This is a genomic window from Flectobacillus sp., from assembly GCF_049240685.1.
Lineage (GTDB): Bacteria > Bacteroidota > Bacteroidia > Cytophagales > Spirosomataceae > Flectobacillus.
In genome coordinates, this window is record NZ_JBMLSD010000456.1 from 1 (window position 1) to 12,363 (window position 12,363).

General features: G+C 38.1%; 10 protein-coding genes. 8 read left to right on the forward strand and 2 right to left on the reverse strand.

Annotated features, from left to right (window positions below; all coding sequences use genetic code 11):
• Positions 1-431 precede the first annotated feature (431 nt).
• The 5 genes from ACOVQ4_RS20800 (at position 432) to ACOVQ4_RS20820 (ending at position 6,115) form a co-directional block, all read left to right on the forward strand.
• Entirely contained in the window at positions 432-2,873 is a 2,442-nt protein-coding gene (locus tag ACOVQ4_RS20800; RefSeq protein ID WP_421822528.1) for a penicillin acylase family protein, read from the forward strand.
• 56 nt (positions 2,874-2,929) lie between these two features.
• Positions 2,930-3,301, forward strand: a complete 372-nt coding sequence (locus tag ACOVQ4_RS20805; RefSeq protein ID WP_421822529.1) for a hypothetical protein — start codon at positions 2,930-2,932, stop codon at positions 3,299-3,301.
• Positions 3,302-3,538: 237 nt separating this feature from the next.
• Entirely contained in the window at positions 3,539-4,141 is a 603-nt protein-coding gene (locus ACOVQ4_RS20810; RefSeq protein WP_421822530.1) for an OmpH family outer membrane protein, read from the forward strand.
• A 328-nt stretch (positions 4,142-4,469) separates the two neighbouring features.
• Positions 4,470-4,925 (forward strand): SsrA-binding protein SmpB, encoded by a 456-nt coding sequence (smpB, locus tag ACOVQ4_RS20815; protein WP_421822531.1) that lies wholly within the window; start codon positions 4,470-4,472, stop codon positions 4,923-4,925.
• A 170-nt stretch (positions 4,926-5,095) separates the two neighbouring features.
• Positions 5,096-6,115 carry a CobW family GTP-binding protein gene (locus tag ACOVQ4_RS20820; protein ID WP_421822532.1) on the forward strand — a complete coding sequence of 340 codons (1,020 nt, stop codon included), beginning with the start codon at positions 5,096-5,098 and terminating at the stop codon, positions 6,113-6,115.
• A 281-nt stretch (positions 6,116-6,396) separates the two neighbouring features.
• Here the strand turns inward: ACOVQ4_RS20820 and ACOVQ4_RS20825 are convergent, their stop codons facing one another.
• A complete protein-coding gene (locus tag ACOVQ4_RS20825) occupies positions 6,397-6,597 on the reverse strand; it encodes a hypothetical protein (protein WP_421822533.1) in 201 nt (66 codons plus the stop codon).
• A 415-nt stretch (positions 6,598-7,012) separates the two neighbouring features.
• Between ACOVQ4_RS20825 and ACOVQ4_RS20830 the strand changes: the two genes are divergently transcribed.
• Entirely contained in the window at positions 7,013-7,909 is an 897-nt protein-coding gene (locus ACOVQ4_RS20830; protein ID WP_421822534.1) for a glycerophosphodiester phosphodiesterase family protein, read from the forward strand.
• Positions 7,910-7,930: 21 nt separating this feature from the next.
• Positions 7,931-9,742, forward strand: coding sequence for an alkaline phosphatase (locus ACOVQ4_RS20835; protein WP_421822535.1), 1,812 nt, complete (start codon positions 7,931-7,933; stop codon positions 9,740-9,742).
• A gap of 177 nt (positions 9,743-9,919) precedes the next feature.
• Here ACOVQ4_RS20835 and tgt read toward each other — a convergent pair whose 3' ends face one another.
• Positions 9,920-11,053, reverse strand: a complete 1,134-nt coding sequence (gene tgt / locus ACOVQ4_RS20840) for a tRNA guanosine(34) transglycosylase Tgt (RefSeq protein ID WP_166579930.1) — start codon at positions 11,051-11,053, stop codon at positions 9,920-9,922.
• Between the two features lie 226 nt (positions 11,054-11,279).
• On the opposite strand from tgt, the gene ACOVQ4_RS20845 reads away from it, so the two are divergent.
• Positions 11,280-12,341 carry a glycosyltransferase gene (locus ACOVQ4_RS20845; RefSeq protein WP_421822536.1) on the forward strand — a complete coding sequence of 354 codons (1,062 nt, stop codon included), beginning with the start codon at positions 11,280-11,282 and terminating at the stop codon, positions 12,339-12,341.
• Positions 12,342-12,363 lie beyond the last annotated feature (22 nt).

The following is a 12,363-nucleotide window of genomic DNA, read 5'->3' on the forward strand; positions in this document are numbered from 1 at the left end:
TCCAAGACTAAGTCTTGAACTAGTATCTTCAAATTTGTCCAGTAATCAGGTTAATAGTATGTCAGTTATTGTAATATATTAATAATCAAAAGGTTAACCTTGTTTTTTACCTATGAGATACTATTAATTTGATCTTTCCTTTTACTTACTTTAAATCCTATTTTATAAAAACAACGCCATTTTACTTCTCTTTTGAAATCATAAATCCCCCAACCCGCAATAGTTCAAAGTCCTTTATTGATTCCTTATTGCCCATCACAAATCTACGAATAACCTTGGTTTGGAATTAAAGTTGTATTATTTATTCAATGTATTGGCTTAACGAATTGTTCTTCAATTCCTAATGTCTATATTTATAATTAATATTGTAATTGTTCAATAATTAAACACTGTACACTTACCGATTCACCAAACTAAAACACAAGAACCTAATGAAAGTTGTCAAAACTCTTGTTACCATCAGTATTACTGTAGGCATTTGTTATGCCTTGAATCGTGGCTGGGGAAATGTTCCTCCAATGGGGAATTTTCTAAGTCCATTTACAGGTTTCTGGACTAATGCTGAATCTATTTCTCCTAAATCAGAGCCTCAAATTTTAAATATTTCAGGCTTGCAAGAGGAAGTGACTGTAGAATATGACGAAACTGGCGTACCGCATATTTTTGCCCAAAATGACCACGATTTGTATTTGGCACAAGGCTATGTAACAGCTAAAGACCGACTTTGGCAAATGGAATTTCAGACTCATTTTGCCGCAGGCCGTTTAACAGAAATTGTAGGTGAAAAAGCCCTCGAACAAGACCGCTATCAACGAAGAATGGGGGCAGTTTTTGGCGCAGAAAAATCTTTTGAAGGAATGATGGAAGACCCTAAAGGAAAAGTTGCACTTGAAGCTTATTCTGATGGAATCAACGCCTATATTACACAACTCAAACCAAGAGATTATCCCCTAGAATATAAATTGCTGGGTTATGCTCCCGAGCCTTGGACACCTATCAAAAGTGCTTTGTTTCTTAAAAATATGTCATTTGTCCTTGCTTCTGGTACAGACGATTTGCGCATGACCAATATTCTAGGAAAATACGGTAAAGCTATTGCTGAGGAGCTTTTTCCTAATTATCCTTTCAAAGAAAGCCCTATTATTCCAGAAGGAACACCTGTAGATTTTAAGCCTATCCCATTACCCAAAGCCCCTGTTGATTTTATCGGAATCGGAAGCTCCAAAGTTGCCGAAGAACGCGACAAAGGAATTGGTTCTAATAACTGGGCTGTGGGTGGCCAAAAATCTGTAACAGGCTTACCCATTTTATCCAATGATCCTCACCTAACCTTGAGCCTACCTTCTATTTGGTATCAAGTTCAGTTGACAGCCCCAGGAATTAACGTTTACGGCTCTACCATGCCCGGAACGCCAAATGTAATTATCGGTTTCAACAACGATATTGCTTGGGGCGTAACCAATGTAGGTGCCGATGTAGTAGACTGGTATCAAGTAAAATTTAAGGATGCGAAAAAAGAAGAATATTGGCACGATAACCAATGGAAAAAGATACAAAAACGAATAGAAACCTATACCGTAAAGGGTGGAAAAACGGTAGTAGATACCGTTCTTTATACACACCATGGTCCTGTTGTGTATTTGGACAACGAAAAGCCTATTCGGGACAATATCCCAACTGGGCACGCCTTGCGTTGGATTGCTCATGAAAAATCGCAGGAATTGAGTGCTTTTTATCATTTGAACCGTGCTAAAAATTATGATGAATATGTAAAAGCATTAGGGTATTATTCGGCTCCTGCCCAAAACTTTATTTTTGCTAGTAATCAAAACGATATTGCCTTGTGGGTCAATGGAAAATTCCCGTTAAAGGCTCGTGAGCAAGGCAAATATATTTTGGATGGCACTAACCCTGCGGCAGATTGGCAAGGTTTTATTCCTCAGTTGCATAACCCGCATGTGAAAAATCCTAAACGTGGTTTTGTGAGCTCTGCAAACCAATCGTCGACTGATCCTAAGTATCCTTACTATATCAACTGGGAATTTGCTCCTGCCGAACGTGGTCGCCGTATCAATACTCGTTTGCAAACGATGAATAAGGCCACCGTGGATAGTTTGAGAGAATTACAAAATGATAATTATAACCTCAAAGCAGAAGACTGGTTGCCAACGATGTTGAGTTTTGTGAAAAAACCTACCCAAAAACAAATGGCAGCATTACGTGTCTTACAACTTTGGAACAAATACAATAATCCTGACGAAATAGGCCCAACGGTATTTACGGTTTGGGTAGAATTGCTGAACAATGCTATTTGGGAGGATGACTTTGGCTATGATAAAAATATTCCGATGAAATCTCCATCACATGCACGTACACTTCAATTAATCTTGAAGCAACCAGATGCTAAATGGTTTGACGATGTTAGAACCAAAGACAAAAAAGAGACCATCGAAGAATTGGCTAACGTAACGCTCAATGCAACAATAGATAGTTTGACCAAATGGCAAAAAGCTCCAATTGGAACAGCTTGGGCTTGGGAAAAATATAAGTCGACAGACATCAGACACCTTATTCCGGGGCTTGATGCTTTGAGCAAAATGGATGTCAAAATCGGTGGGGGAAGCGGAATCGTAAATGCTACAACGGCTCGGACAGGGCCATCTTGGCGGATGATTGTGCAATTGGGCAAAGACAAATCCGTAAAAGGATATGGCGTGTTCCCTGGCGGACAATCAGGAAACCCAGGAAGCCCACATTATGATGATATGATCGAAACTTGGCGCAAAGGAGAGTTAAATTCGTTGCTTTTCTTACAAAACAAAGAAGAAAAAAGCGAAAGAATCAAACAAACTTTAGTCTTGAAAAAGAAATAACAAGATTATTCCCTTATATCATTTTACGATGTTTTATTCAAAATAGTAGAAAGCAAATGAGCGCATCTTCAAATAACAAAATACTCAGTCCTTTTGCAGGGTTATTATTGGCCTTAGTTATCTTATTTCAGTACTTATTGCCGTGGTGGTCTGTGGCTTTGGCAAGTGCTATTGCGGCATTTTTATTAGCAGGCTCGGCAGGGGGTGCTTTCCGCGTTGGCGCATTTGTCAATATCATCGTTTGGTTGACAATGGCTTTCTGGAGCCACTGGCGAAGTGAAGGTATTTTAACAACTAAAATTGCGGGAGTTTTACCGCTGGGTGGCAGTGCTGCTGCCTTATTTATCGTAACTCTTATCGTAGGAGGATTAGTTGGCGGGCTCGGAGCACTGAGTGGTTTTCAAGTAAAGCAACTAATAAAGAAATAAGCCCTTCGGTACGTCATAAGCTTTCAAATTGTGCTATAACCGAGCCCTAATTTGCATTATTGGTTCAAGAATGATTATCTTGTCAAAGATTAGCATCAGATAGATAGGCAGCCACCCACACCAATACTGTGCTGAGTAACAGTGAGAAAACGATGGATAATTCCTAAAAAAAACTATCTTTGCAAACATTTTTTAACATGTATCATCTGATTTATCAATACTATTAACAATTCAAAAATGAAAAAATTATCCCTAATTTTGTGTGGAGGTTTGGCAATTGCAACAACTTTATTCTCTTGTAACAAAGGCGAAGAAAAAGCAAGTACAGCTTCTTCATCTTCTGCTGCAATTTCAGTTGACGGAAAAAAAGTAGTTTTTGTAAATACAGATTCTTTATTGGCTAATTATCAATTTTACAAAGACGCTCAAAAAGAATTTGAAAACAAAGGTTACCGTTTGCAAGTTGATTTAGGTCAACGTGAGCGTGCTCTTCAAACAGAAGGTGCTGCTATTCAGCAACGTGCGCAAGCAATGACTCAAGCAGAGTTACAAGCAGCAGACATGATGTTGAGAAAGAAAGCTGGCGAATTGCAACAATACAGCCAACAAAAGCAAGCAGCTTTGGCTCAAGAGCAGGCTAAAAAACAAGAAGAGCTTTACACAAACATTCGTGAGTATATCAAAAAGCACAATGCTGAGAACAAATACGAGTTTGTTTTAGGTTATAGTTCAAATGGTGGTGGTATTCTATATGCTGATAACGCAGTAGATGTAACACAGCAAATTATCGACGGTCTTAACAAAGAATACGCTGAGAAAAAAGGTGCTGCTAAGAAATAATCTTATCTGCCCGACTTAGCCTATAAGTCTTTTGCTCATAAAGCCATACAGCCACAAACTGTATGGCTTTTTTTGTCATAACTAGAGCAAAAAACTATTGATGAAATTGAAATGAATGAGATAAATCTCTCATTAGGGCTGTACGAATGATTTCAAACTATTGCAGATTTGGGATTTCTGATTTCGGAAATAAAGTAAAATACCTTTGTTTTTTGCAAAATATAGAAGATTATACTTCCGAAATCCAACATCCGAAATAAACAGTTTTTATAATCCTTCGTACAGTACTAATCTCTCATTCATAATTCAAAAAAACACAATTAAAAAAATGGGAAAAGAAAAAATTGAAAAAAGTATTAACATCAAAAACAAAAGAGCCTCTTTTGAGTACTTTTTCCTCGAAACCTATACGGCTGGAATTATGCTTATGGGTACCGAAATCAAATCTATTCGTCAAGGAAAAGTAAACCTAACAGATGCCTATTGCGTGTTTTTGAATGAAGAGCTATTCATCCGTCAGATGAATATTTCGAAATATAGCGAAGGAACTCACTATAATCACGAACCTCTTCGTGATAGAAAATTGCTATTGACCAAGCGCGAATTGGGTAAGTTGCAAAACAAACTCAAAGACCAAGGCTTAACGATGGTTCCTACACGGATGTATATTTCGGATAGAGGTTTTGCAAAAATTGAAATCGCTCTGGCAAAAGGTAAAAAACTGTACGATAAGCGTGAAACCATCAAGGAAAAAGATGTAAAACGCAATATGGAACGAGAATAAACGTGAGAATCTATCGGATATCGGATGTTGGATTTCGGAAGTGTAAGCTTCGATTTTTTGTAAAAAATAAAGGTATTTTACTTTATATCCGAAATTGAAAATCCCGAATCTGCAATAGTTTGAAATCATTCACTATTAAAGCGTATACGTTTCAGTAAAAAGATAAAATTATGTTGGAAAGAATACCAGTCAATTTGATTACTGGCTATTTGGGAGTTGGAAAAACAACCGCTATCGTCAACTTGCTCAAACAAAAGCCAGAAGACGAAAAATGGGCTGTATTAGTCAATGACTTTGGCGAAGTGTCTATCGACCACCTTACGTTGGCATCTGAAGGCGACAAGGAATTGCAAGTCATGGAAGTGGAAGGAGGTTGTATTTGTTGCTCGGCAGCACAAAACATGCATTTTTCACTTCAAATGATGCTGACACGTTTGCGTCCCAATCGTATCTTGATTGAACCAACAGGTATGGGGCATCCTGCCAGTATTTTGGATTTGTTGCGTAGCCGTGCCTTTTCCAATGATATTTATATAGATACCACCATTTGTATCCTAAATCCAGCACAATTGAGTCGTGAGCGTTACCAAACCGATGGGACTTATCTTGATCAGATATCTTTGGCAGACGTGTTGGTAGCCAACAAAACAGATTTGTGTACAGAGGAGGAACTTGAGTTTTTTTGGGAATATGCCGAAGAATTGTATCCCCAAAAATTAGTTGTCGATAGAATAGAGCAAGGGCGTCTAAAACCCGAATGGTTAAGTTTAGGAATTGATGAAAATCGTTTACCTCAATTCCCAAATGAACATTTGCAACATGAATCGCCAGTAGAAAATCATACGCCCCAATCCGTTTTATTCCAGCAAGTTCCAAGAGTAGGAAAACCCCTCATGAAGCCCAACAAAGGCTTGGGGAGCTACTCATGTGGCTGGATTTTTTCTCATAAAGAAGTATTCGACCTCAACAAACTCAATATGTTGATTGTACGCTGGTATTTCGACAGTAAAATCCACCGAGCTAAAGGAATTTTACGAACGGGAGAAGATTGGTATTTATACAATTGCGTAGAAGGAATGCCAACAAGCCATTATTTGGCCTACAGAAGAGATAGTCGTTTAGAACTCATTTCTTCCGAGCCACTCGATTGGAAAGCTCTACAAGTACAAATTCAGGAGTGTATTCTATAATTTCAACTGACAAGGGTTATCCCAAATTTAGGTTTAAGTATTTGCTGTAGGCCTACGGCCTACAGTCCATTGCCTGATAACTCCAATCTAATTCTACACGATTAAGTAGCAGGAAAGATTAAATCAATAGTATCTCAAAGGTAAAAGTTGAGGATAACCTTTTTGATTATGTTACAATAACAGATATACTGTTAACCTAATAACGTCTCTTTACTTACTTGAGTAAAAAACTTTTAAAATTTACTCACACCGTATTCACTAAATTCGAGCCTATCTATGTTTTAATTATTTGGTCGAGAAGGTCTCTTACCTTCTTTGCGGATTAAAGAATCCCGCTTTGGACGTCCTTGTCCATGCCCTTTATGGCGGTTTGTCGAATCCGCTTTCCATTCCCTTTTCCCTTTTTTGGTAGGCACATCTTGCGCCAATGTTGTTCCTAGTGTAAAACTAGCGATAGCTGCCATCAACAATAATTTTTTCATGACTTTAAGTGTTCGAGTTAAACTTTTGAAGAATGATTTATTTCCGCAATTGGATTGTGTGTATTCTAAAAGGTTTAAGTTGGTAAGTTAAAAATTTAAGTACTTGGTTCTAGGCTCTAGGCTATAAGCTATAAGCTATAAGCCGTAGGCATTAGGCAAGCACAACATATTGCTTATGGCATATAGCTTACAGCCTATTGCGGGTAAAATTACTTTAACACAACCATAAAATAGGATTAATACTCAAGCAAAAAGTAGAACCTACTTTTGTGGTTCTTTTATAGAGAACTAATTATTCTAATACCTAAAAAGCCATAAGTTAGGGATATGAATTGTTAAAAAAGCTTGTATCTTTTGAACAACTCCGACTAGTATGTTTATCATCGATTCGTCCAAAAACTAAATATTCAATTTTATGAAAAAGCTCTTTTTAGTAACATTGCTCACTTTTGCCTCCATTAAATCGGCCTTATTGGCACAAACTTTTGAAATAGAAGGACACCGTGGCGCAAGAGGATTGATGCCAGAAAACACCATCGAAGCATTCAAAAAAGCCATAGATTTAGGGGTAAATACACTCGAATTGGACGTATGCATAACCAAAGACCATAAAGTGGTGGTTTCGCATGAGCCTTATATGTTATCCTCTTATATGTCTAAACCCGATGGTACGCCAGTGAGCAAACAAGAAGAAAAATCACTGAATTTGTACCAGATGACTTACCAAGAAATCAAGAAATATGATTCTGGAATACGTGGGAATGCGGGTTTTCCTGAGCAACAAAAGGTTGCAACCTATAAGCCTCTATTGAGCGAAATGATAAAGGCCTGCGAAGCATATATCAAAAAGAATGGTTTACCTCCTGTAAAGTATAATGTAGAAATCAAATCGGGTGAAAAAGAGTACGGTATTTACCAACCCGCTACTGTTGAAGAGTTTTCGGATTTGGTACATAAAGACTTAAAAAAACTCCTACCTGCCGACCGTATCATCCTTCAAAGCTTTGACTTTGCTGTTTTAAAACACTGGAAAAAACAAATTGATACAGGCAAATATATGCCAGTGCAATTGTCTGCTCTGACGGGTGAGCTAAGCCCCGAAGCAACATTCGATGCTTTAGGTTTTTTACCAGTTTATTATAGTCCTTATTTTAAGTTAGTTACACCAGAAAGAGTAAAAGCTTGCCATGACAAAAATGTAAAATTGATGCCATGGACAGTCAATGAAATTTCGGATATGAAAAAAATGAAAGAACTCGGTACCGATGGACTCATTACTGATTATCCTGACCGAGTAAAAAGTATTCAATAATTCCAATTTTCGTAAAAATCAATGAAAAAATTCCTTCTTTTTAGCATTCTGTGTTGTTTTGGCAATGCGATTTTTGCCCAAAGCTACACACTCAAAAATGCTCATTCACACAATGATTATGAACACCAACAGCCCTTTTATCAGGCATTTGGCCTAGGGTTTGGTTCGATAGAAGCTGATGTATTTTTACAAAAGGACGAAATATTTGTTTCGCATGAAGATAAAGATATTTCGCCTGCCCGTACCTTTCGTAAGCTATATTTAGAACCTATCTTGAGAGAAGCATCTATTAATCCTAATGGAGTCCGACCATTTCAGTTATTGATTGACTTAAAAACGGATGGAGTCTCTACTTTAACTGCTTTACAAAAACAGATACAGCCTTATCGTCAATATTTTGATAGAAAAAACAATCCCAATGCGATTCAAATCGTGATAAGTGGCGAGCGACCTGCTCCAAGTACTTGGACTCAATTTGATGAAATTTTTTACTTTGACGGAAGGGATAATGAAACCTATCCCGCAAATCTGCAGTGGCGTGTTCCGATGATTAGTGCCTCTTTTAGAGATTTTTCTAAATGGAATGGGCTAGGTCGTTTGCCAGCCAATGAATATAAACGTTTGGAAGCCTTTGTAATCAAATGGCATGCCGCTCACAAAACTGTTCGCTTTTGGGGAGCACCAGACAATCGCACTGCCTATATTAGTTTTATCAAATTAGGAATGGATTGGATTGGTACCGACCATTTAGAACAATTGAGTGAGTATCTTCAAAAACTTCCTAGTAATCTTTCTTTAGTAAAACCTACTCATGAAGCCTACTATCCAACCTTTAAGTCGGATGGAATTCAAAAAAAATCAAAGAATGTGATTCTATTGATTGGCGACGGAATGGGTATTGCTCAGATTTATGCAGGATTTACTGGAAATAAAGGAGATTTGAATGTATTTAGAATGAAACAAATAGGTTTGTCCAAAACCAGTTCTGCCGATAATTACAATACTGATTCTGCGGCGGGTGCTACTGCTATGGCCACCGGACAAAAGACCAATAATCGCTATCTGTCAGTAGATACCAAAGGTGATAGTATTCCGACCTTGCCAGAGGTACTTAATCGATACAAGATTCCATCGGGAGTCGTAGTGGCTGAAGAAATTACGGGTGCTACTCCAGCAGGGTTTTATGCACACCAGCCCGAACGTAGTTGGAGCAGCGAAATCATCAAAGATTTGTTGAAAAGCCCTATCAAATTGGCTATTGGAGGTGGAAGTACCCTAATCAGTGAAGCACAGAAAAAGGCATATCCTTCTACCCTGTTCCTAAACGATTTATCACAATTGAATCCCGCAAACCCAAGCAAAGCAATTGTATTGGTGCAGGATTCATTAGTAAAACCCAAACAAAAAGGACGTGGCGAATATTTGTCTCAAGCTTTTGATAAAGCCATTGCACAACTTTCTACCTCAAAAGACGGATTTTTCTTAATGGTAGAAGGCTCTCAAATCGACCATGGTGGGCATGCCAATCAATTGCCATTTGTGGTAGACGAAATGATTGATTTTGATAAAGTAATAGGAAAAGCTATGGCTTTTGCCGATAAAAATGGCGAAACAACTATTATCGTTACGGCCGATCACGAAACAGGTGGCTTGACGCTTCATGATGGTAGTTTTACGACAGGAAAACTCGAAGGCAGTTTTGCAACACCTGATCATACAGGTATTCCAGTAATGGTATTTTCGTATGGACCCAACTCTACTTTATTTCAAGGTTTTTACGAAAACAATACCATTTTTAATAAAATCTTACAGTGTTTTGGTAAAGAGAAGTAAATACAGTTCTCAAAAAAATGCTGTATTGACCTTATTCCAAATGGAGTGATTTAACATGGAGAGATTATTTTAAATTTTGGATTCTATCAGTAGAGAGGCTATCATTGCGTCTCTACTGATAAAATTCCTATGAAAATAATCAATAAATCATCATTTACTCTATAAAACTCAATACCCCTAAAGTCTTTGCATCAATTTTACAACCATTTGGTCTTTCCATGCACGGAAAGTTCCTGCCAAGATATGTTCACGTGCTTGACCAACTAACCATAAATAGAACGTTAGGTTATGCACACTAGCAATCATAGCGCCCAAAATTTCTTCTGCCTTTACCAAATGGCGTAAATAGGCTTTTGTGTAAAAATTACTCACATAACTATCCAAACCAGCATCAATCGGCGAATAGTCATCCTTCCATTTTTCATTTTTGATATTGATAATACCCTCTGTCGTAAACAACATACCGTTACGAGCATTACGAGTAGGCATAACGCAGTCGAACATATCAATACCTAATCCAATCCCTTCCAAGATATTGGCAGGCGTACCTACACCCATCAAATAACGTGGTTTATCTTTTGGTAAAATATCTGTTACGATGTCGGTCGTTTCGTACATCATTTCGGCAGGTTCTCCTACCGACAAGCCTCCAATGGCATTACCTTCACGTTCAAAACTAGCGATTACCTCCGCAGATTTTACACGTAAATCTTTGTAAACACTACCTTGAACAATAGGGAAAAGCGTTTGGCTGTAACCGTATTTTGGTTCGGTAGCATCAAAATGATCACAACAACGCTTGAGCCAACGATGCGTCATTTCCATCGACTCACGTGCATACGTGTAATCGCATGGGTATGGCGTACATTCGTCAAATGCCATGATAATATCGGCACCGATACTTCGCTGAATATCCATCACACGCTCAGGCGTGAAATGATGAATTGAGCCATCAATATGTGATTTGAAAGTAACCCCTTCTTCCTTGATTTTGCGACCAGTACCCGCCAATGAATATACCTGATACCCACCTGAGTCCGTCAAAATTGGTCTATCCCAACCATTAAATTTATGCAAACCTCCTGCGCGTTCTAGTACATCTAAACCCGGGCGTAGGTACAAATGGTAGGTATTTCCCAAAATAATCTGGGCTTTAATATCGTCCTTTAATTCACGTTGATGAACAGCCTTTACTGAGCCTGCTGTACCCACAGGCATAAAGATAGGCGTTTGGATATCTCCGTGGTCGGTATGAATCACCCCTGCTCTAGCCTTGCTGTTGGGGTCGGTGCTATGTATGTCAAAAGTCATATTTTCGTACTAAAATAAAATGAACTCTATCTTACAAGTAGGTCATAATTAAGCAACTCTACTTTTTCGAAAAGCCTGCAAAGTTACCAAAATCTACGCACTTATCAGCATTGCAGTGATAAGGATTCACTATCTTTGCGTTTTAAAACTTAATAGTCAGTTCGCTTTGGTTCCTTTTTTACTCATTTTGTTCCTATTATCCCTTGGGATTCAACTGTATTTTATATTGAATGTTTTCAATAAAATCAATCAATATGAAGCACCTATCAGCGATTTGGTGGCATTGCCTCCTGTATCGGTGATTGTATGTAGTTGGAACGAAATCCGTAATCTCGAAGAGCTATTACCTGTGCTCGATACACAAGAGTATCCCAAATTTGAAATTATCGTCGTAGATGACCGCTCGTATGATGGTACTTACGATTTTTTACTGACCGAAGCGCATAATTTCAGGCATCTCCGTTTTATCCGAATAGAAGAAACACCAGAGCATTTATCTCCCAAAAAATATGCATTGACTTTAGGGATAAAATCAGCTAAATACGATGTGATTCTATTGACCGATGCCGATTGTCGCCCTCAGTCGAGCACTTGGATTCAATCAATGGCTTCATGCTTGACCAAAGGCAAAGAAATTGTTTTAGGTTTTTCACCCTATTTTCCAGAAAAAACTACGCTGAATAAGTTTATTCGCTACGAAACCCTTTTGACGGCGGTTCAGTATTTTGGATTGGCACTATACGGAATGCCTTATATGGGCGTAGGTCGCAATTTGATGTATCGTAAATCTCTATTTTTCAAAAACAGAGGGTTTGCAAAACATACCAATATCTTGGGTGGTGACGATGATCTATTCATGAATGACGTAGCCAACGAGCAGAATACCGCTATTTGTTTGGACGAAGCCTCATTTATGTATTCTATTCCAAAACATAGCTGGCAAGATTGGTATCGCCAAAAGACTCGACATATTTCAGTAAGTAAGCATTACAAAACCAATCATAAACTTACGCTTGGCATAATAGCGAGCTCTCAGATATTATTTTGGTTAAGTTTTATCATATTAATACCTTTGGTAGTGTTTAGTCAGCTAGTATATTGTGTATTAGGATTTTGGCTGCTTCGATTGATTGTTCAATGGGTAGTTTTGGGTAAAATCAATACACGTCTCGACCGAACCATATCTTCATACAGTATTCCCTATTGGGATTTTTTAATGACAGTTTACTATGTAGTGATGGGCGTGGTCAATACCCTGCCTAAGCGCAAGAAAATGCGTTGGCGTTAGTCTATCCTACCAATTTATTTAT